This is a genomic window from Candidatus Venteria ishoeyi (assembly GCF_030378065.1).
In the GTDB taxonomy this organism is placed as follows: Bacteria; Pseudomonadota; Gammaproteobacteria; order Beggiatoales; family Beggiatoaceae; genus Venteria; species Venteria ishoeyi.
Map to the genome: position 1 here is coordinate 1 of NZ_JAUCGJ010000030.1, position 21,962 is coordinate 21,962.

At 43.2% G+C, this 21,962-nt stretch carries 13 protein-coding genes; 6 read left to right on the forward strand and 7 right to left on the reverse strand.

Annotation, left to right across the window (positions count from 1 at the left end):
• Positions 1 to 226 precede the first annotated feature (226 nt).
• The gene (locus QUF61_RS11180) at positions 227 to 526 is read right to left on the reverse strand and encodes a hypothetical protein (protein ID WP_289681733.1); all 300 of its coding nucleotides are present in this window, start codon (positions 524 to 526) and stop codon (positions 227 to 229) included.
• Positions 527 to 819: 293 nt separating this feature from the next.
• Here QUF61_RS11180 and QUF61_RS11185 point away from each other — a divergent pair, with 293 nt between their 5' ends.
• On the forward strand, positions 820 to 2,319 hold the full coding sequence (locus QUF61_RS11185; protein ID WP_289681734.1) for a M48 family metalloprotease: 1,500 nt from the start codon (positions 820 to 822) through the stop codon (positions 2,317 to 2,319).
• Positions 2,320 to 2,559, forward strand: a complete 240-nt coding sequence (locus tag QUF61_RS11190; RefSeq protein WP_289681736.1) for a hypothetical protein — start codon at positions 2,320 to 2,322, stop codon at positions 2,557 to 2,559. It begins immediately after the preceding gene.
• 9 nt (positions 2,560 to 2,568) lie between these two features.
• Here the strand turns inward: QUF61_RS11190 and QUF61_RS11195 are convergent, their stop codons facing one another.
• The 5 genes from QUF61_RS11195 to QUF61_RS11210 all read right to left on the reverse strand — a co-directional run bounded on the left by QUF61_RS11195 (position 2,569) and on the right by QUF61_RS11210 (position 13,839).
• Positions 2,569 to 5,268: a glycosyltransferase family protein gene (locus tag QUF61_RS11195; protein WP_289681737.1), complete on the reverse strand. Its 2,700-nt coding sequence runs from the start codon at positions 5,266 to 5,268 to the stop codon at positions 2,569 to 2,571.
• Positions 5,269 to 5,272: 4 nt separating this feature from the next.
• Positions 5,273 to 5,626, reverse strand: a complete 354-nt coding sequence (locus QUF61_RS18220; RefSeq protein ID WP_103921363.1) for an SMR family transporter — start codon at positions 5,624 to 5,626, stop codon at positions 5,273 to 5,275.
• A gap of 2 nt (positions 5,627 to 5,628) precedes the next feature.
• Complete coding sequence (locus QUF61_RS11200) at positions 5,629 to 6,588, reverse strand: glycosyltransferase family 2 protein (RefSeq protein ID WP_289681738.1); 960 nt, start codon at positions 6,586 to 6,588, stop codon at positions 5,629 to 5,631.
• A gap of 211 nt (positions 6,589 to 6,799) precedes the next feature.
• Entirely contained in the window at positions 6,800 to 8,521 is a 1,722-nt protein-coding gene (locus QUF61_RS11205) for a hypothetical protein (RefSeq protein WP_289681739.1), read from the reverse strand.
• A gap of 95 nt (positions 8,522 to 8,616) precedes the next feature.
• On the reverse strand, positions 8,617 to 13,839 hold the full coding sequence (locus tag QUF61_RS11210) for a glycosyltransferase (protein WP_289681740.1): 5,223 nt from the start codon (positions 13,837 to 13,839) through the stop codon (positions 8,617 to 8,619).
• A 425-nt stretch (positions 13,840 to 14,264) separates the two neighbouring features.
• Here QUF61_RS11210 and QUF61_RS11215 point away from each other — a divergent pair, with 425 nt between their 5' ends.
• Genes QUF61_RS11215 through QUF61_RS11230 form a run of 4 tightly spaced genes read left to right on the forward strand, consistent with a single transcriptional unit; the run spans position 14,265 to position 19,876 of the window.
• Positions 14,265 to 15,368: a cytochrome-c peroxidase gene (locus tag QUF61_RS11215; protein WP_289681742.1), complete on the forward strand. Its 1,104-nt coding sequence runs from the start codon at positions 14,265 to 14,267 to the stop codon at positions 15,366 to 15,368.
• 14 nt (positions 15,369 to 15,382) lie between these two features.
• Positions 15,383 to 16,594: a cytochrome-c peroxidase gene (locus tag QUF61_RS11220; RefSeq protein WP_289681743.1), complete on the forward strand. Its 1,212-nt coding sequence runs from the start codon at positions 15,383 to 15,385 to the stop codon at positions 16,592 to 16,594.
• The gene (locus tag QUF61_RS11225) at positions 16,591 to 17,166 is read left to right on the forward strand and encodes an arsenate reductase (azurin) small subunit (RefSeq protein ID WP_103921358.1); all 576 of its coding nucleotides are present in this window, start codon (positions 16,591 to 16,593) and stop codon (positions 17,164 to 17,166) included. The genes QUF61_RS11220 and QUF61_RS11225 overlap by 4 nt, the downstream gene beginning before the upstream one ends.
• A gap of 10 nt (positions 17,167 to 17,176) precedes the next feature.
• Positions 17,177 to 19,876 carry an arsenate reductase (azurin) large subunit gene (locus tag QUF61_RS11230; protein ID WP_103921357.1) on the forward strand — a complete coding sequence of 900 codons (2,700 nt, stop codon included), beginning with the start codon at positions 17,177 to 17,179 and terminating at the stop codon, positions 19,874 to 19,876.
• 640 nt (positions 19,877 to 20,516) lie between these two features.
• Here the strand turns inward: QUF61_RS11230 and QUF61_RS11235 are convergent.
• The gene (locus tag QUF61_RS11235) at positions 20,517 to 21,836 is read right to left on the reverse strand and encodes a TRZ/ATZ family hydrolase (protein WP_289681745.1); all 1,320 of its coding nucleotides are present in this window, start codon (positions 21,834 to 21,836) and stop codon (positions 20,517 to 20,519) included.
• Positions 21,837 to 21,962 lie beyond the last annotated feature (126 nt).

The window sequence follows — 21,962 nt, forward strand, 5'->3', positions numbered from 1 at the left end:
GGTCAGATTTCTCCCTTATTTTCGTTAAATATACCCAATATTCGCCTCAAATAATGAAAAAATCTGCCTCAAACCAGCCTTCCCTCGCTACGGCCTCTGTTCTCGGATAGCCTCCTAGGAGGCTGTCCGAGAATAGCAAAATCAATGATTTTGCTAAAATTAACTCATTAATTATCAATGAGTTAAAAATCTAATTTTTAAAAAAACCAATTTCTCAGACAGCCTCCTAGCCCAGCGCGTCTTTAATTTTCTGAAATAAATCGAGGAGTTCTTTTATTACGTATTCTAAAAATGCAACGGCCTGATTGGAGCGCTCTTTCATGGAACCATCATCCATAACCACTTCCAGTTCCGTTCCGTAGACAATCCAGATGAACGTAAAAATCAATGCACCCACGCCCAGTGCCAATAATAAAAATACGATAAGCTTCAGCAGTTTTGACACAATACCTTGCTTGCCTTTGGCATAATAACCCAGCACCAAGCCAAGCAATGCAGAGGCCAGGCAGTATAAAATACATTCCATTACTTGACCTGTTTATAAAAAAGTAGGATTTGCCAGTTATATTGGGAATGATGGGCATGCGCTGCTTTGCCCATCCTACGCTTTATTATTATAACTTGAAGCTAAGGAACGGTCAGTAAATAACTAATGCATTTAATTTGTCTTTTTATCCGTGTTCTGTGTTATGAAAATAGTTATATAGCCCACTATGCGCCTGTTTTCGTGCCTTTTTGAAATAAAAATAATTCAATCCACTAATATGCCAATTGCAATCAGGTATAATGTATTTTTATTTTTCAGTCTATTGAATGCTTATGCCTCATTTCTCCAGCTTACTACTGAGCCTGTTGCTGACTTTAGTCACCGCGCCATCCTTATTGGCTGAAAGTACCCTGCCCGATATTGGCAATCCTGCTGATCAAAGTCTGTCACCTGCTGAAGAAATGGAGCAGGGGCAGGCTTTTTTTCGGGAAATCCGCCAGCAGGCATATCTGCTGGAAGACCCGGAAGTGGAAAATTATATCAACAGTCTGGGGTATAATCTGGGTTCTCACAGCCAGCAATCGCAACAGTCTTTTCGCTTTTTTGTGGTCAAAGATGACAGCATTAATGCCTTCGCTGCACCTGGTGGTTTTATCGGGGTTAATACCGGCTTGATTTTAAAAACCCATAATGAAGGCGAACTGGCAGCGGTAATGGCACATGAGGTGGCGCATGTAACGCAGCGGCATATTGCCCGTCGTGATAATGAAAGCACACCGTGGTCTATGGCATCAATGGCAATGCTGGCAGCGGCAATTTTAATTGGTACGCAAAACCCGGAACTGGGGCAGGCGGGCATTATGACCGCACTGGCAGCAAATATGCAGGTACAGATCGATTTTACCCGCGCCCATGAAGCCGAGGCGGATCGCGTGGGCATCGATACTCTGGCAGGCGCGGGGTTTGATCCTTTGAGTATGCCGGATTTTTTTCAGCGTTTGCAGGATGCGTATAAATATACCAGTGGCGAAGAACCTTTGCCGGAGTTTCTACGCACCCATCCGGTGACGCTGGATCGGATTGCGGAAGCCAGGGATCGCGCTGATGACTACCCACATCAGTTGCAGGAAAGCTCTGTGGCTTACCAACTGGCACGGGCAAAAATTCTGGTCTTGTCCTCAGATGATGCTGGAAAACTGTTAAAACAATTAAAAAAATCCCTGGCTCAGAAAAAATACCGCAGTGAACGCGCTGTGCGTTATGGCATTGCCTTGGCAGGCTTAAAAACAGAAAATACAAAATACAGCACAGAAATACAACAGCAGTTGGATTGGCTCAGGCAAAAAGATAATGATCGGGAAAATTATCGGATTCTTGCTGCGCAGCTTGCCATGCTCAATCAGCAGCCAGAAACCGCAGCGTCTATTTGCCGGCAAACCCTGGATTTATATCCCGGTGATCGGATGGTGACATTAGCCTGCGCGCAGATATTTCTGGACAGCCAGCAGTCACAAACCACAGAAACCATCCTCAGCCAACTGCCCGATCAGAAAAATTTTAATTACAATCCTGCTTATTATCGCCTGCTGGCAAAAGCCCAGCATGACAGGGGAAAAACCGCAGCATCACGTTTATCAATGGCTGAGGCTTATTATCAGAATGGACAGACAGGGCAGGCGGTGACGCAATTAAAATTGGCGCGCAAAGCGAAAATGGATTTTTATCTGGCTTCGCAAATTGATGCGCGCCTGGAAGAACTGGAAGCATTGTTACTGGCGCAAAATAAACGTCCGGATAAAAAACAGCGCAAAAAAGAAGATGAGGAACCTTAAATGCCCAGTATTCAGCAGTTATTACAAGATCCAAATATGCAGACACAGTTTGCGTTGGTCTACGCGCCGCGCCGCCAGCGCAACCGTTTCCCGGAAAACTGCGTGGAATGCGTAGCAACTCAGGAAATTGCGCTGGAACGCGCAGATCCTGATAAAAAACGCTATCCTGCGCAGGTTTCCGGGCCGTCCCGCTCTTCTGAAGGGGTTAATTTGTATTATCTGGTGCAGTGGTTAGGATGATGAGATCACTTAAGTTTTTATTTTATTCCCATTTCTTAACCGCTTTACCGTTTTGACAATGTGTTTCGCGCGTTGCTCAAAGCTATGATATTTTTTTATAAAGTCTCGCGTTAAACCATGCTGCTGTGGATTTTCCTGCATTGCAGTATATCGCTGTTTTAATCCCGCTGGCGTGTCATCATAAACGCTGACCGCGCCCTGAAAAAACACGTTCAAATCCACACCTGCCACAGCGTCAGAAATAACCCTTGCATTGCAGGCGCAGGCATCAAATAAACGATTGGAAATAAACCCCGCTTGGCGCATGGCATCCCAATGATCATTAAGTAATACCTTGCAACGGCTGTAATATTGGCGTAGTTGTTGGTTCTGAATATGTTGTTCAGCAATATAGTGTTCCGGAATGCGTTTGTGCCAGTGGTTGCCGTATACGGTTAAGGGTAAGTCGGCCTGGATGGCATTAAACACTATCGGGCGGTTTTGCAAACGGGAGTTACCGATAAATAATAATTCATGTTCAGCTATATCGGGGTTTGATTCAGGATAAAAAATATCCGGGTCGGTGCATTGCAATAACACTTCAAGCGGTACATCCAGGCGTTGTTTTAATTTTTCTGCCCAGAATTCAGAGGCAATAAATACCAAATCATAGGTTTCATATTCTTCATCTGAAATTTTATCTGGATGGCTGATATTCCATAATAGATTGATCTGATCAGGGCGCGGCAGGTATTGGCTCAAACCACGTAAAACCAGCGTAACATTATCGTCATCGCAATGTTCGCCATACCACTGATCCAACATATCAATCCGCGCTGCGTGACCTTGCTGTTCCAACGCTTTTTTCACACCACAGGCAAAATGATAATCGCCCCATTCCTGGCAAACTTGTTGATTGGGTGCGGCAATTTTTAAGGCAAATATCAGCTTATCAGCGCAAGATTTACTGATTGAAGCTTGAATGATTTGTTTAAGCGTGACAGCGCGATGCGCATAAGTGTGTTGCGCCAGCACCTGCTGGCGTAATTGTTGAACTTTTTGCTGGCGTTGTTGTGGGTTTTCCAAATAAAAACCTAATAAGTCTGCCAGTTGTTGTGGGGTTTCCCAGACTGGTAATGCTCCGGCAAAAACCTCCTCGGCACCGGCCTTGCCATTGCTTAATACCAACACACCTGCCGCCAGGGCATCAAACACCCGACTGTTGACTGAAGCCCAGGGCTTGGTCACATGGTTGGCATCATCAAGCAGAATTTTACTGTTTTGATAAACTTCAGCCAGTTGTGTATACGGCAAAAAACCTTTTAAGTAAGGCTTAAATTGTGGTGTGTTGTCCCAGCCCTTACCATAAAGGGCAAATTGATAGTTTAATGCTGCCGGATTAAACTGTTCAATCTCTCTGGGGCTGTCCCAGCGACTGCCGGTAAAACAATAATCAATGGATATTTTGCTATTTTCCGGTGCGGGTTGAAAGCACTTTGCATTGGTTGCAATGCGTAATACTGAAACCGGTAACTGATATACATCCGTTAAAAAATCTGCGGCTTTTTGCGAAGATGCCAGACGTATATCGTAATGGGTATAACTGGCTTGTTCCGCCCAACGGGTAAACCAGTTGCGCATCCAGGCAATGGTTAAGGGTGGTTTTTTCTGCTGACTAATTTTATCCAGTTCATAATCATCCAACATGACAATTAATACATCAATACCAGTGAAATGATACCAATCTGCCCGCGCCAGATAAGAAATTTCCCAGCCATAGGCCTGATTTAAGGCCTGCCCCAATTCTGAGGCCGTAAAATAATCTCCTGCCGTTGTTTTTGGGTGGTTGTCTGTTACCGCAAAGGCCAGACGGAGGGTGTTATCTAAAGCTAATTTTTTAGCAGGTTTAATGTTTGCTGAAGCGGATGTGACAGGCTGCTTAAACCGGTGTATCTGACCTAGAATCTGTTGCAGATGATCGGCTGCTAATTGTACTTTAGGACGGCGCAATACAATTTCAATCAAGCGAATCAGGCGATCCCCTAATTTCCAGCGCCAGGAAGCCAGCAAGGCTTGAATGTCAAATTCAAGTTGATCCAGCCAGAGTTGCATACGCTGTTGTTGCTGTTTTTCTTGTTTGAGTTGTTGTTGCCAGTCTTGATGCATGGCTAACAGGTCTTGACTGCCTGCGGATATAGAGAGTATAGGTAATGGGGTATTTGTTTTTTGCAACCATTGTTCAATGGTTTTATCCAGTTGTGCCTGGGCAAGTGATAAATAAGCAGCAGGTACAGTTTCCGCTAAGTTGATTATGTATTTTTCAGCTTGAAATGCTTGCTTTTGCTTAAAATCTGGCAAGTATGTGTTAAGCGCAGCAAGTAAGTTATCTGCTGCTTGCTGAGGTTGTTGCAGCCATTGTCGACCATCACAGCAAATACTGTTTAATGGAGTTATTACAGATAAAACCGAAACTACATAGTCTTCCCATTGCGCTAAAGCCAAGAGCAATGCATGGGTATTCAAATACTGGACAGCCAGCAAGGGCGGTGTATATACAAATACAAACAGATTATTTTTATGTTCCAGCGAAGTCAGTTGCTGTTGCAGCTTATCTCCTACATTCTGTGCTGGAAAAATCCAGTTATCCATGACTGTCAGTGACTGTTGCTCGAGCCAATATTTAACCGGCTCAGTCAGCGGTGGGCAACCTAACAGGATGATTTTTGCCATGATATTAAGCGGGCTTGACTAAAAATATTCCGGCAACGATTAAAAGAATACCTATGACCTGGGATAGATTAATGGGTTCTTTAAACAGGAATGTACCAATTAATAAGACAAATACCAGGGAAAGACCCGTATAGGAAGCATAAAAACTACCAATATTAACAAATTTCAATACATGAAGATAATAAAGGAAAATAAGCACATAAACACTAATCGCTAGTCCAATATAAAACCAGTAGTTTAAGACTGTAGACATGTAATCAACATTGATATTTTTGTTGGCTACCCATTTCATTAGACCATGGGAAAAGGCCAACATGCCGGCCAAGATAATGGCATTCAGTATAGAATACAAATACATCTCTAAGTTTTACCTTTTTTTTCTTTTAAAATAGTGTCTTTTTTATTTAATAAATAATGTGGACGTTGTTTGACTTCATTATAAATATGGGCAACATAAACACCCAGCATACCTAATCCCAACATCAGAAACCCGCCTATCAGTAATAACAATAATATCACTGTAGTAAAGCCACTCAATGCAATCCCCATAAACTTATCATATAAGGCAATCCCTCCCGTAATGACACTGAGTATAATAAAGGTAATGCCCAAACCGGTGATAATATGTAGAGGAGCGGTGGAAAAACTGGTAATGGCAGTAATAGATAGTTTTATGAGTCCTGTAATTGACCAACTGGAAGTGCCATGCAAACGTGGTTCAACTGTAAATGGAATTTTTGCGCTGCTAAAACCCATCCAGCTAATCAAACCACGAAAAAATCGCTCCCTTTCAGGTAGATTAAGATAAGCATGAACAACTTTTATATCTAAAAGTTTAAAATCAGAATGATTTTGCAACTCAATTTTAGATAAAAAGTGAAACAAACTATAAAAGCTATTTGCAAAAATATGTGATAATTTCCCCTCATCGCCACGCGTCGTTTTATACGCCTCTACAACATCAATACCTTGTTTCCATAAGTTAAGCATTTTGGGAATTAAACTGGGGGGGTGCTGCAAGTCACTATCCATCACAATCACAGCATCGGGTGTGTTGCTAACGGCCTGTTGTAAACCGGCAAACATGGCAGCCTCTTTACCAAAATTACGGGTTAAACAGAGCAATTCAATCTGATCGTATGTCTTAATAAGCCGCTTTGCTTCTATTACTGTCGTATCTTTAGAGCCATCATCAACCAATAAAATATCTATTTTCCAATCTGAGATTTCATCAATATATTGAACAAGCTTGGAAATATGAGGGTAAATACCTTCAGCTTCATTGAATATGGGAATAACAATAGATAATTTATTTTTCATATCATACTGATAAATTGTACTAAGGAGTGAGGATGAAATAAGTGCAGGAACTGGGCACAGGATTTTTATTCATTTTCAAGGCGTGAAAACAGGCGCATAGCAAGCTATGTAACTGTTTTTACAACGCAGAAAATGGAGAAAAAGACCAGCCAGGTTGCTGAAGTTATAAAATTCTCACTCCTAAATAAAGTGAAAAGAAAATTAATAGATATTAATAAGAATATCTAGTAAATATATTTTTTGAAAATAGCATGATACGCATGGCTTTGATTTGAATCATAAAACTTTGCTCTGTTTTTGATACTAATTTAAGATTCAACTTTTTAACTTGGTGATATTGATATTCTCTTTTTTGCCAGTTTTTGATAGTGAATGGCATTTTAAGTGAACGCCGTTTAAATATACCTTGTTTATTAATATAGGGTGTAAGCACTGCTTCATGAACTACCTTATCCATTTTATCAATTAATTGTAGTTTAACATGGCAATTTTTAATTTTTTCACTTTGGAACTGTATCCAAAAATAAAAATCAACTGGTAACCCAGGAATAGAAATTGATTTTTCAGTACCTGCCGGAGTACATGTAAAATTTTCTGGAAATACTTTGTTCAAAATATGTCTTGTTTTATTAAATAGCTCAGGATTATTTAAGTACATTTTCCAGCGTGGAGCAGGCCATACTGTAATCAGCTTATCAGGATTGTTTGTCCAGGCATGAATTTCATTTCCCCATAAAGGGGTTGTTTTTTGATATGCCAGATAGTTGCCCTCCTTATAATGGGTAAGCATATTAATTATGATAAATAAAATTATCATATTCAACCACAAAGGGCGAATAGATAAAAAATATACTGTTTGATTAGAAGATATGGATTGAACACTTAATAAAGAAATGATGAACCATAATATAAATAACCCAGGTAATACCATATAACGTCCTCCTGGTACATGGCGCATTGCACCGTAAGTAACCAAAAGGCTTAAAAGCGGGAATAATATTAATAGCAGCCAAAAATAAGGGGATAAACTCCGACGTTGCTGAAATAACCAAATACTCAGGATAAAAATTAGAATACCTGCCAAACACAGCCCCAATATAAAATGCTGGTTTAACCAAGCAGTAAGGCTAAGCATATTTTTATATCCCACTAATGGAGATAATACATGATATTTTAAAAGGGAAAGTAAGGCAGTCCAGAGATCAAATTCTGTTGTTTTAGCTAATGATAATAAATTGTGGGTTTTGAGATAAATAAAAATACTGACTTGTATCAGTGCTGTGAAACTGACTAATAAAAAATGAATAACTGATTCTCTACTGCGTTCCAGCCACATTTTTATAAAAAAGCCAGGCCCTAAAAAAGTGGTATAGACCCCGGATAAACCACAAAAAATCAATAATCCACGGTATAACCAGCGAGCTTTTAGGGATAATCCTTGTAAACGTTCAAATAAGATAACTGCACTGATTACACCACAAAATACTTGTGAGTTTGTTACATTAAGCCAAACTTCATGAGGTGCTGAAATATTTGCTGAAATTAAAATCACCATAGAAGCTGCTAGCAGTTTTTGCCAGGCACTGTCCCATAAATATGAGCTTCCCCAGAGTAATAAAGCAACTGGAATAAGGGTAAATAATAGTGCAAAATAGGTATTTACAAATGGTGCATATTCTAGTGGAACCAGGGTTGCTAGGCTGCTAGCCAGATTTGCCAACAAGCTGATATAACCTGCGGTATAGACTGGAATATTAAACAAGCCAGCCCAAAAACCCTGTTCAAATGCAGTGGCAAAAAATAAACTGGCTTCTTCTGCCCAAAAGCGAGGCATCCATAATAATTCTGGAGCACGATAGACCAGAAGAAAAAAGAAAAACAGAAAAGCAAAATATTTTTCTTGTTGCGTAAATTGTTGTGATTGATTAGACATTATAATAATAAAGTTCACTAAAAATTACAGTAATATTTTAGATGGTTTTCAGTGCTATAAGCAATGAAAACCATCTAAATAAAACTTAGGTTAAATTAAATTTTTTGTAAAACAGCCGTAATATTCAATCCGTTTCTATCCATAGTATTGACCTTAAAGGAGATTTGGGTTGACAACCAATTTAAAAATATTTGAAAACTCTCATCAGTCCAGGTATGTACATGGATATTCTGTTGATTTTCAAATGCTATTTGAATATGCGCTGAATCAGTAATATTTTTTACATTTTTAAAATAGTCAGCATAATTGTTCAAAGATACCTGTGTGGTTTTTTGTGAGTATTTTTCCTTTAGCTCGGATAAGGGGGTTACGGCACGTTCTCTATCAAAACATTCGCGTTTATCCGGCACCATCATATAGACAATACCACCGGGTTTAACCACGCGTAACCATTCTTCAATTGCCCGTCCAGGGTTTGCCAAATGCTCAATCAAGTGACTGTTACAGACAAAATCAACGCTGTTATCTTCCAGGGCAGAAAGATCATCGCCATTACTGATAATACTGACATTGACAATTTTTTCGAGCGGCACATTCTGATGGCTTGCATATTGTTTTTGCAGGGAGGGTGTATCCATGCGATCAACATACAGCATTTGGGTCTGATCATTGATTGGAAATGGTGCGTGTAATGCACCAATTTCTACACCAGTACCTGATAAGTATTGTTTAACAAAGGCCTTCACGTCACTGGGAATCACCAGTGTTTGATTAAAAGAAAAAGGTGCGCCAAGTGTTTGCATTGCTTGGTTTTGTAAGCCCTGATAAGCAGCAACAAAATCACTGGCACAATGTTTTAGAATGTGTTTTTCCTCCAGTGTAGCAAAAGCATTTTGAGCTAATTTTTCACGTAAAGCCTCATCTTCAATCAATGATTTCATCGCCTGATACCAGGCTTTTGTGGTATTTTTAACCAAAAAGCCATTATCTCCATCGCGCACAACCGCACGGTAAGGAGTAATATCACTACAAATTGCGGGTATACCCAGTGCGGCATAATCCAGATACTTGATATAACTTTTACTGCGGTTAAACGGTGTTTGCTCCAATGGAATAATACCAAAATCCCAGCGGTTGTTGCGGCGAAACCATTGTACAAATTTTAAATAGGCATCATCCTTGCTGCTGATGCCTTCAATTTTAAGAATATTGGCAAATTTCTGGAAGCTTTGATTGGTATCGCTAATACCGCCGATAATGTCGAGTTCAATATTTGTTTGGGAACTGGCATAGTCTTTTTTTAATTGCTGCCAGGCTTTGGTGATTTCCTTAAGATCACGTTCATGCGTCTTGGTACCCATATATAAAATACGGATGGGATCACTGGCATTACGCGTGGGTTGTGGGCGACTGAAGCTGTTTCCTGCTGCCTGCAACCAGATTTTTTCATCATGTGCATTCGGCACCGATACCACGTCCTGATTATAAGCTGACATGGTTTGTTTGAGTTGTTCAGAGCTGACGACAATGCGATCTGCGGCTTTGGCAAGTGCTTCCAAGGCATTAATATTATCTGCACGATAGGTCACATCTTTGGCTTTTTTATGGTGCAGATTGAGCAGATCATCATCCATTTCCAACACCAGTTTCAAGCCTTTTTGCTGGCAATGTCCAACCAGTTTTTTAACAAAATCTGGATGCGGCAAGGTGGCGCGTTGTATGACGATAATACCAGTATCCACACTCAACAGATCTTTGGGATCGGTGAACACCTGCAAGCAAAGTTGATCTTTGACTGATTTATGTAATAAGGGCTGTAATAAGCGGATGCTGGCAGATCCCGTAGGCATACCACCACGTTGCACAGCTACCAACAATGACAGGTGTAATTTATGTGGCGCGTTATTCCAGTCCGGACTATTGTATGCGGCAAGTTTATCGTTACAGACAACGGGCTTGGCTTGCCTTGCTTGTTTCGCCAGCATCAGATGGAATATTGCCAGTTCCGATAAGGCGGCGCGTGGCACGCTGTAGTTTTTAGCGGTATTTAATGCCTGCTCACGCAACTGTTGGAACAGGGATTTATTATCAATCAGGCTTGTTAACGCCGTTTGCAATACTTTCTGATTGCGGGTATCAACAATTAGCGCATTGCTCTTATCTTTGGCATATTCATGCACCCCGCCTTTTTCTGGCAGAATCGGTACGCAGCCGCAGGCCATGGATTCCAGGCCGGTGCGCCCAAACGCCTGATAATCTGAAAAATCGATAAAAATGTGTGCCTGGTGATATAAAGCCGCGACTTCTTCACGGGTGAGAATACCGTGGTTGCGATAAGCAAAATCATGCTCCAGTTCTTGCAGGGCTTTATCCTGGCAGCCGAATAAATCAATACCGATTTTATTACCATAAATCTGGCTGATGTATTTCAATACTGACATAGTTTTTCCCGCACCACGCCTTGGTGTTGCCGGTCGAATCATCGCCACAATACGGATCTGCTCAGTACCGGGCAAACTTGCAGGAGGATGAAAAATGATACGATCCAAACCTGGCGATACCTTATGCATCTTAACCTGATGTAACTCATCAACGGTTTGACACAACCAGTCGGTTTTGGCGAATAAGCACATATTGGGAATCAAGGTATAAGATTCCAATGCAATTTTTAGCTTATCTGGGCGGATATTGGTGAAAAACCACGGCTCATAATCCTGCACATAATATGCGGCAACAATATCCGGGTATTTTTTGAATACGGGTGCAAGCAGGCGTGGCGAGGACCAGACCGTTGCTACCAGCACATGCACTTGGGCCGCTTCCTGGTATAAATGATTCTGGTTTCTATAAAAGAAAAATAAATCCTCTTTATAAAGCTCAGGATAATAACGTGCGTATTCCCCGGCATTTTCCGCCATGGTTGCTATCCGTGCATCCACTCCCAGGCTGCGCATTCCTGCGCATTCCTGCACAATGGAATGGATGCCACCCGCCACACCGCCCACGGGTAATACAAACAAAATACGCCAGGCATTTTGTGCCTGTGGCAACGCTTTTCCGCTTAACCAACTATTTAAACGTTCTCGCATCCCAGATAACACCGGATTCTGGCGCAGATTCTGGGTCAAGGACTTAACCTTGTCCTCGCCGTGTTTGTTTTTCAGCGCGCTATCGCCGGCTTTGGCTAAAACGGCGCGGCGCTCATGGCTGTAGCTTTTAGACTTGGCATGATATACATAGAGTTGATCGGCAATCGCCAGCTTAAAACCCGCATCCCCGGCGCGCAGGCAATAATCATTTTCTTCGCCATAGCCTTTAGGAAAGTTTTCTTCATCCAGATAGCCAATTTTATCAATCAATGCCCGCTTCACAGCAAAACAAAAGCCGTTAACGATAGGCACAATCGGAAACTGAAAGGCTGATGCCTGATACACCAGTTCCGCCATATCATTAACTGTAAAACCTTCCGGTAATTCATTAACCGCCCAATCCCCATTTTCAGCAAAACGCTCGGGTACGGATTGCCAGCTTGCGGCATTGGATAAAGCGCCGATAATACCGATTTCTTGTCGGCTTTGACCACAGGCCACTAAATGGCTGAGCCATAAACGCGGCACGATGGTGTCGCTGTTGAGTAATACCACATAATCTGCTTTAGATGCACGCAGACCTTTGTTGGCAGCTTTGGTATAGCCTTGCGCGCTTGCGTTTTCCAGTAATACTGTGCTGGGATGCTGTTGGCAGAAGGTTTTCAGGAATTCTGTGGTAGGGGCTTCCGAGCCATCGTTAACCAGATATAAGGCATAAGGCTCAATGGTATTTTCGATAATTGAAGCCAGACAGTTTTTGACGTCCTCCAGCGCATTATGAATACACACGACAACATCAATACTGGGTAATTGTTGCAGGTTTTGCAGGCCCGCCAGGGGTTTTTTAGTACCAGACAGTGTTTGTTCCAGGCCATAGTGAACTTTTTCCCGGCTTAAGTTACGAAATTCTTCGGCAATTTCTGTGATGTGCTGCTGGGCACCTAATGAAGGTTGGCGTAATAATAAACGTTCAGCCAGATTGACTAAACCGCGTCCAGCTTTCCAACTGACCGAGTTAAATACGGCTTCGGTATCACTGATGAGATGGCGCATTAAACGCCGGGTATGATTTAAATGCCGATCATGAATACGCAAAGCGTCTAATTGCTGCTGGTTTTCCTGCTGTAATTTTTGACCCGTATTTTGCAATTGTGTTTGTGTCTGTTGCAACTGTTTAAGTGTTTGATCTTTTTGTACCAATAACTGATTTTTTTCCGTCAATTGCTGTGACTGCTTAATATTAACCGCTTCCAGTGCCTGCTGTTTTTCTTCCTGGGCTTGACGATAGGCCTGCTGTTTTTCTTCCTGGGCTTGGCGATAGGCCTGCTGTTTTTCTTCCTGGGCTTGACGATAGGCCTGCTGTTTTTCTTCCTGGGCCTGGCGATAAGCTTCAAATTCCGCGCTCAAGTCCCAGATTTTTTCCTGACTTTGTAAAATCTCTATAGCACCCGCAGACAATTCAAATTCTGGAAGATTTTCCAGGCTGTTGGCTTCTATTGCCGTAAGCAGTGCCTGATCCAGGCGTTGCTGTGCAGTAGAAATTATATCCTGCTGTAAATCTTCTGCACCGTGTTGATGAAATAATGAAGGGTCAATAAATGCTAAAATTTCACGTTCACTGGGGAGGTGTAAGGCATTAACGCCTAAAGCCTGCAATTGTGCATATAAAGTTTTTGTCGTGGCTATGGGATCGGCCAGCATAGCTTCATGTTTAACCAATATCCCTGGTAAATTACGCATGGCGCGCAGTGTTTCTACGGTATATTTCTCCCACAAGGCCAGACTAAAAGACAGTGGGAAGCCATTGCGTTTTTGCAAAGACTGGGCAATCTGGATAGGGCTGCGGTACACATAAACATAAACAGGCACTTCCAGTAAATGCTGCCACATGGGAAATAACAGGCAAAAACGTGGCTCTTTTATGACCCAGGGGCGGTGAGCATCCATTTCCAGCAAAACTTTTCCCGCTTCACTGAAAAAACGTTTTTTGGCATCTTCAGGAATTTGATCAAAATGAAAATCAGCAACCCGGTTCCAATCGGCTTTGGCGGAAAATAATAAGGCATCATTCAGATCACGAATATCCCGCCGCTCCCAGAAACCTTTGGGATTTTCTTCATTTGCACCGGTTGATTTACCTTCAGCACCAAAATATAGGCCCATCAAATTTAACATGCGGGTGACCACAGAGGTTCCTGAACGGTGCATTCCCAGTACAAACACTTGCATAAATCACTCCTTAGTGTAAATTTCTTAGTGATGATTTTATAAAAAAGCGGATAGTATACCAATAACTTGTTATTTTCGATCACAATGAAATTGTGCATGAAGTAATGGTGGTTCTTTATGCCTCAAATCAGCTTTCCCTCACTACGATCTCTGTTCTCAGACAGTATCCTGGTCAGTATTGTACATTTTGTACCTATGTTATCCCACTATCTGAAAAATGAAGAGAACGAAACGTTCTATATTTTTTATCACAGCCCCTGCAAAGCTTAATTAAAGCCTGAAATTTTGCTGAATTAATACTTGAAAATCAAGTGATAACCGTAAAGAACGTGTGCCTTATCAGTATCGGCACGTAATATGCGTTTGGGGTTCTGGTTTGTTGTTTACAACCTATTCAGACACACATTATTAAGGAGGCCATCTGGATGAATATCAAACTCACCAGCCGACGGACACTTCTGGCGACAAGTTTAGCTGTCGTTTTAGGCTCGTTTTCTGTTGCCAGTGTCGCGGAGTCTTTGCCAGCATTGAAAATCAATGAGGCAAAAGCAGCATTAGGTAAGCGTTTATTTTTTGATAAGCGTTTATCGGGCGATGCGGCAATCTCTTGCGCAACTTGTCATCAGCCTGAGCACGGTTTTGCCCATCCCGACGCATTATCACCCGGTTATCCCGGTAACAAGCATTTTCGTAACAGTCCTACCGTCATTAATTCCGCACATAAAAAAGTCTGGTTCCATGATGGTCGTTTAGGTACCAACTTAAACGATGTCACCCGTGAAATGTTGACTGAAGATTATTTAATGAATATGGACATGCGCATTATGCAGGAACGGGTCAAACAAGATCCGGTCTATGTCAAAATGTTCAAAGACGCAGGTTATGGTGAACCTTCTAACGGTTCCGTGCGTAAAGCCATTCCTGAGTACTTAAAAACCTTAACCTCTAAGAACGCACCTTACGATACCGGAAAAATGTCCACAGCCGCGAAGCGTGGACAAAAAATCTTTAACGGTAAGGGCGGTTGTTCTTCCTGTCATAGCGGTGCAAACTTCACCGACAATAAACCCCATAACACAGGCGTTGCTGAAAACTTTGATGTTTTCTTAGATCCTATGCGCCATCAGGCATTTATTGCTTATGCGATGTTCATGGGTGTTGAAAACTACATGAACTTAAAGCGTGATCCTGGTGCTTATGTACAGTGGAAAAAAGCTGATTTCTCCAACATGGGTACGTTTATCACCCCAAGCCTGCGTGAGTTAAAACAAACTGCACCTTATATGCATAATGGCATGATCAGCACGCTGGATGAAGTGGTTGAGTTTTATAACCAGGGTGGCGGTCAGGACAGCCATAAAGATGCTGCTTTAAAACCTTTGAAACTCTCTGCTAAAGAGAAAAAGGATTTGGTGGCTTTTCTGGAATCGCTGTCGGGTGATCAATTAACGGGGCCAGAACATGTCTGGACGGAAAAATATCCTGATGAATATCCCGTTATCGCTGATTGGAACAACGTCAAGAATTAATGAGGAGCAAGGTTATGATTAAATTTAGACCACTGTCATCAGGGCTTGTGACTCTTGCTGTAGCGGGCATCATTACCGGATGCACGATGGCAACGGCTGAAACAGAGTCTGCCAAATCGGCTGCAAGCACTGCGGGTGGCCCGACTTTGGCCCCCTTAGATAGTATTAAAATGCCAATTCCACCAGATAATAAACAAACCGACGCAAAAATTGCTTTAGGCAAGTTATTATTTTTTGATCCACGTTTAGGTGGTGATGCTTCAATTTCCTGTAGCAGTTGCCATGATCCCGAACAGGGCTGGGCCTGGGCGGAAGATTTCTCCCGTGGTTATCCCGGTACCGTGCATTGGCGTAACTCCCAGTCCATTATCAACTCGCAATACTATGGCAGACAATTCTGGGCAGGTGCCGCCGCTTCCGGTGAGAAACAAGCACCTTCTGCGGCTAAAGGTGGCGTTGCCGGTAATGGTGAAAACGACATCATGGAAGCGCGTTTAGCGTTAATTCCTGAATATCGTAAAGCCTTCAAAGAAGTGTTTGGTGATGAATGGCCATTAATTGGTAACGCCTGGCGTGCAATTGCTTCATTTGAACGTACTTTAGCGCAAACCGATACACCTTTGGATAATTACCTGAAAGGGGATAAAACCGCGCTGTCTGAAGAGCAAATCCGTGGTAAAGCGGTATTTGAAGGCAAGGGTGGTTGTGTCCAATGTCATAATGGCGCATTAAGCTCTAACGAAGACTATGTCAACGTTGGCGTACCACCAGCAACACGCTGGCAGGAAGATGGTTTAGCACAAATCACCTTCCGCTTTGAGCAATATGCCAAAGGCCAGACTGAAGAAGGTTATCGCAAGGCAAAAAGTGATTGGGGTTTGTATTACCGCACTAAAAATAAATGGGATAAGGGCAAATTCCGCGTACCCAGCTTAAGATACACCAAATACACCGCACCTTATATGCACAACGGTGCATTCTACACCTTTGAAGAAGTGGTGGATTTTTATAACAGTGGTGGCTTTGATGAGGAAGGTCGTACGACTTTATTCCCGGAAAATAAAGACAAACGGATGAAACCTTTAGGTTTGACAGAAGCTGAGAAAAGTGACTTAGTGGCTTTCCTTGACGCATTCTCCGGTGAAGAAATCATGATGGATAAACCTACCTTGCCAGAATATGCACCTTTGTTTACCAAAGCTGAGTTGGAGGCGGTGAAAAAATGAGCGAACAAAAAAAGCGTTGTGATACGCCAAAATCACATAATGCTTGTATGATGAATCGACGCGACTTTATATTGTTCAGTTCAGCGGCGATTGTAACAACAAGTACTATCAGTTTAACCTTATTACCCGGCACCGCACATGCAGCCGAGCAAAAAGCACAAATTGCCGGTTATCCACGCAAGAAAATTGGCAAGCTCAGCGAATTAAAAGACAATCAACCGGTTGATTTTAATTACCCTGATGATAAAGGCAGTTGCACCCTGGTGAAAATGGGTGTTGAAGCGGGCGGCGGTATTGGCAATCAAAAAGATGTGGTGGCTTTTAATTATCTTTGCACTCATCAAGGTGGGCCTTTACAAGGTACTTATCAAGCCACTGATGAACACCGCACCTTAGGGCCTTGTCCTTTGCATCTGTCCCTGTATGATTTGCGCAGACACGGCATTATCGTTTCCGGTCAGGCCTATCAAAGCGTACCGCAGGTATTGCTGGAGGTTGACGGTGATGATATTTACGCAGTGGGCATGATGGGACTTATCTTTGGTCGTAATAAAAACATAATGGATGCTTAAGGAGGCTAATATGTCAAATGATATTTACACGCCACAAGACCATGTGCCTTTACCCCCTAAAGATGCGGAAGTCTTAACCACTGCTTGTGATTATTGTATTGTTGCCTGTGGTTATAAAGCTTATCGTTGGCCGATTGGCAGCGAAGGTGGGCCTAAAGCCGCAGATAATGCTTTTGGGATCGATTTTCCTTCTAATGTCTTGCAGGCATGGGTCGCGCCCACACAACACAATGTGGTCATGCACAAAGGCAAAAAACACAATCTGATTGTGGTGCCTGATAAAGATGCCACCGTTGTCAACAAAAACGGGGACTCTTCTATCCGTGGTGGTTTGCTGGCACAAAAGTGCTTCAATCCAGATACCCCGACCAAGGATCGTTTGCAAAAACCTTTGGTACGTATTAATGGTGAATTACAGCCCACTTCCTGGGATGACGCCTTAGATATCGCCGCAGCACTGGCAAAACACGTCATTGCCAAACACGGTGCCAACGCTTATTCGGTTAAGACCTACTCTTACCAGTTTGTGGAAAACACCTACGCGATTACCAAATTTGCGCGCCGTCATGTGAATACCGCAGCATTCACCTTCCACGATACGCCATCGGATGTCACCTCAACGCCTGGGTTTAGAGATGCAGGTTATGACAACTTTGGGCCGTCTTATGATGACTGGGGCAACGCGGAAACCTTAATGGTTTGCGGTACCGACCCTTACGAAACCAAAACCATTTTATATACCCAATACCTCATGCCTGCATTGGCTAGAGGGCAGAAAGTGGTTATGCTCAATCCACGAGAAACCGCTGGCGTGGCACATGCGAAAAAACATGGTGGCTTGCATTTGCAGCTCTATCCTGGCACCGACACTTTAGTGGTTGGCGCAATCACCCGCGTGATTCTGGAAAATGGCTGGGAAGATAAGGAATGGGTTAAGAAATGGGTGAACAATAAATGGGAATCCAATTCCGGCTTTGGTCAGGGCACCCGTAACACGCCTTGGCAGTGGCGCTCAACCTGGGGTAAATTCCAGACCAAAGGTTTTGAAGACTACAAAAAATGGTTGTTATCGCAAGACGAATATAAGGCAGAAAATGCCGCGAAAGTGGCTGGCGTCAGTGCTGATGACATCCGTACCGCAGCAAAATGGATGGCCAAACCCAAAGCCGATGGCAGTCGTCCAAAAACCTCTATCGGGATTGAAAAAGGCTTTTACTGGTCAAACAATACCGGTAACACCAATGCTATTTCTTCACTGGCAACCACCGTAGGCGCTGGCGGCAGACCTGGGCAAATGGTCGGGCGTTTTGGTGGACACCAACGCGGCGGTACTGGCGGCGGTAAATACCCACGTGCGAAATCACCAGAAAAAGTACCGGGTCGGCGTAAACGCTCCTTAGATACTGACCGCTGGTTGGTTTCTGGTCATACCCGTATGGCGCATGTGGTGGGTACCACCTGGGTACAATCCATGACCGGTTCCGAGGGTTTGGCGGCGAAATTCCACGAACTCGTGGTAGCTAACCCCAATCAGCCCAAAACCAATAACAAAGCAGATATTATTGCCGCGTTAAAGGCACGCGCTGATTCTGGTGGCATGGTCGTCATTGACCATGATATTTACCTGCGTGATCCGATTGGTGCTAAATTTGCTGATATTATCTTCCCCGCCGCAACCTGGGGCGAAGAAGACTTTATCCGCGCCAATGGTGAACGCCGCCTGCGTCTGTATCAGAAACTGGCTGATGCGCCGGGTGAAGCCAAACCGGATTGGTGGATTATTGCGCAACTGGGACAGCGTATGGGCTTTGATGGCTTTGATTGGCAAAATGCCAATGATGTTGCCGAGGAGTCTTCCCGTTTCAGTCGCGGTAACCGCAAAGCCTATCACATGATCAAAGTGGCGGCTCATGCAGAAGGCAAAACCCTGCATCAAAAAATGCGTGAACTGGGTACTACCGGTATTCAAGGGCCAACCTTCTACAACTATAAAACGGGCAAACTCTCTGGCTCCAAGCGTTTGCACGATACCACGCTGACTCCGGAACAATGTGCGGAACGCGGTGCACCGATTGGCGCGAATATGGTCAACAAGAAAATGACCCATTTCAACAGCCAAACCGGTAAAATCAACATCCAGAAACATCCCTGGGGTTTATATTCTGATATCTGGGAATTTGTTCAGCCTAAAGATGATGAGGAATTATGGCATACCAATGGTCGTATCAATGAAATCTGGCAAACAGGTTTTGATGATCGCGAGCGTCGACCTTACATCAAACAACGCTGGAGCCATCAGTTTGTTGAGATTCATCCCGCAGATGCAAAAAAACGCGGCATAGAATCTGGTGACAAGGTATTGGTATATTCTGATCGCGTACCAGCTTTTGAAGACACGCTAGTCGGTGTGGGGGGAGATGACTTCCAATTCTCAGAATTGATGAAAAATGGTCATATCAAACTCCTTAAAGGCGCATATGAAGCCGTTGCTTTGGTTTCTGACGTGATTAAACAAGGTGTATTGTATGCCGATGCCTTAAACACTGATCAGCCTTCCAACTCAGTGCAAGTGCGCGTGGTGGATAACATCAGCGGTAACTATAACTACAAACTCGGCTCCGCCAAAATCAAGAAAATTGGCGAATCCGAGTTTAAGAAAGAGTTTAAGCGGATGTCATTTGTGCCACGTAATATTGTGACCAAGGCGTAAGTGTTGTGAGTTTTCCCGATCAGTGTTGCATACACTGATCGGGTTTATAGGAGCAAGAATTTTATAACTTCAGCAACTTGGCTGGTCTTTTTCTCCATTTTCTGCGTTCCAAAAACAGTTACATAGCTTGTGCCTGACCGAAAACCCTGAGAAATGAAATTTTCACTCATAATTTAAGTTCTCAGAGGCTAAATACCATCATCTTTTGCACTCATTTCCAGAAAAAATACCAAACAGAGCGTCGTAAATAAGAATATTCCTCTATTCAGTATTTACACAACGTATAATCTCACGGAGGAATAATCTACTGAACACTGTTTTTTTACTAACCGATTGATTAATAGGGTAAATTAATCTTTTATCACTTTTATATAGCGAATGGGAAGTTCTTCAACTCCTTTTCAATCCAATCAGGCATCTCTTGCGCTGTGTTGCCGGTTAGCGGTAGCGGCGATAAGGAGTGAGGATGAAATAAATGCAGAAACTGGGCGCAGGATTTTTATTCATTTTCAAGGCGTGAAAACAGGCGCATAGCAAGCTATGTAACTGTTTTCACAACGCAGAAAATGGAGGAAAAGACCAGCCAGGTTGCTGAAGTTATAAAATTCTCACTCCTAAGTTATAAGTAAAAGCTGAAAAGCTATGAATCATCACCAATTTTCTGTCGCCAGAACAAAATACGGGTTTGCAGTTCTCGCATATCCATGGTGCTGAGTATACGAGATTTCAGTAAATGCTGACCAGCCACCCAAACATCAGTCACCTGATGGCGACTGGCGGCATACACAATTTGTGACAAGACATTATAAACCGGTTGGGTGGACAAGGCGCTCATATCAATGGCGACCACATCAGCGGCTTTGCCCGGTTTCAAGGAGCCGGTAATATCATCAATCCCCAATGCCTGCGCACCACCTAAAGTTGCCATGTGCAGCGCTTTTGCGGCAGGCACGGCAGCGGCATTGCCACTGATGCCCTTCGCCAGCAGTGCCGCCGTGCGCATCTCTCCGAGGATATCCAGATCATCATTGCTGGCAGCGCCATCAGTGCCTAAAGCCACGTTGATACCATTTTCCAGCAAACGCGGCACCGGGCAAAAACCACTGGCTAATTTTAGATTTGATTCCGGGCAATGCACCACATGACATTGGTGTAATTGCAAGTATTCAATATCATTGTCATTGAGTTGAGTGGCATGAACTGCGAGAAAACGCTCCGATAACAGACCTAAGTTTTCCAGCCTTTCTATCGGGCGTAATTGATATTGCTTTTGCGATTGCACCACTTCATCGGTGGTTTCATGCAAATGCATATGAATGGGTATATCCCAGCTTTCTGATAAGGCCGCAATAGATTTCAGCGGATCATCAGAAACGCTGTAAGGCGCGTGTGGTGCCAGCGCGGTTCGGATCAGCGAATGCTGGCGATAGTGTTTATACAGCCCTTCAGCTTTGCCCAGATATTCACCGGGGTTTTTTGCCCAAATCGTTGGAAAATCCACCACGATCAAGCCAATACAGGCGCGTATACCAAGTTCTTCCACCACGCTGGCAGTGGTTTCCGGGAAAAAGTACATATCATTAAAGCAGGTGATGCCCGCTGTCAGCATTTCCGCAACTGCCAGCCGCGTCCCATCCGCCACAAAACTATCACTCATCCAGGCCTGTTCTGCGGGCCAGATATGCTCATGCAACCATTCCATCATCGGCAAATCTGAACCATAACCCCGTAATAAGGTCATGGCGGCATGTGTGTGCGTATTAATTAAACCTGGAATCAAAGCATGTTGCGGCAATCGGTGCGTTACCCGGGCAGAAAATTCCCGCACTGCTTCTTCTATGGGTAAAATTGTAACAATTTTGCCTTCATGGATCGCCAGTGCGTGCTTTTCCAAAATGCGATCTTCAGGTTCCCCAGGAATAACCCAACCTGCAAAAATTAAGCTGTCAATATGGCGCATACGTATTAAACATCGGTAAGTGAATTGAACTGAGAAGCTGTTGCTAAAGCGCCATTGTAATCTAAGCACTGACTAGTGTGTGCCAGATTTTGCTATTTTTTCTTAAAAAACCTTACCTCATATTCA

Excerpts from the sequence above, each read along its gene's own strand:
- QUF61_RS11185 (WP_289681734.1), top strand. The coding sequence starts at position 820 with ATGCCTCATTTCTCCAGCTTACTACTGAGCCTGTTGCTGACTTTAGTC.
- QUF61_RS11220 (WP_289681743.1), top strand. The coding sequence starts at position 15,383 with ATGATTAAATTTAGACCACTGTCATCAGGGCTTGTGACTCTTGCTGTA.
- QUF61_RS11235 (WP_289681745.1), bottom strand. The coding sequence starts at position 21,836 with ATGCGCCATATTGACAGCTTAATTTTTGCAGGTTGGGTTATTCCTGGG.
- QUF61_RS11190 (WP_289681736.1), top strand. The coding sequence starts at position 2,320 with ATGCCCAGTATTCAGCAGTTATTACAAGATCCAAATATGCAGACACAG.
- QUF61_RS11200 (WP_289681738.1), bottom strand. The coding sequence starts at position 6,588 with ATGAAAAATAAATTATCTATTGTTATTCCCATATTCAATGAAGCTGAA.
- QUF61_RS11225 (WP_103921358.1), top strand. The coding sequence starts at position 16,591 with ATGAGCGAACAAAAAAAGCGTTGTGATACGCCAAAATCACATAATGCT.
- QUF61_RS11195 (WP_289681737.1), bottom strand. The coding sequence starts at position 5,268 with ATGGCAAAAATCATCCTGTTAGGTTGCCCACCGCTGACTGAGCCGGTT.
- QUF61_RS11205 (WP_289681739.1), bottom strand. The coding sequence starts at position 8,521 with ATGTCTAATCAATCACAACAATTTACGCAACAAGAAAAATATTTTGCT.
- QUF61_RS11210 (WP_289681740.1), bottom strand. The coding sequence starts at position 13,839 with ATGCAAGTGTTTGTACTGGGAATGCACCGTTCAGGAACCTCTGTGGTC.
- QUF61_RS11230 (WP_103921357.1), top strand. The coding sequence starts at position 17,177 with ATGTCAAATGATATTTACACGCCACAAGACCATGTGCCTTTACCCCCT.
- QUF61_RS18220 (WP_103921363.1), bottom strand. The coding sequence starts at position 5,626 with ATGTATTTGTATTCTATACTGAATGCCATTATCTTGGCCGGCATGTTG.
- QUF61_RS11215 (WP_289681742.1), top strand. The coding sequence starts at position 14,265 with ATGAATATCAAACTCACCAGCCGACGGACACTTCTGGCGACAAGTTTA.
- QUF61_RS11180 (WP_289681733.1), bottom strand. The coding sequence starts at position 526 with ATGGAATGTATTTTATACTGCCTGGCCTCTGCATTGCTTGGCTTGGTG.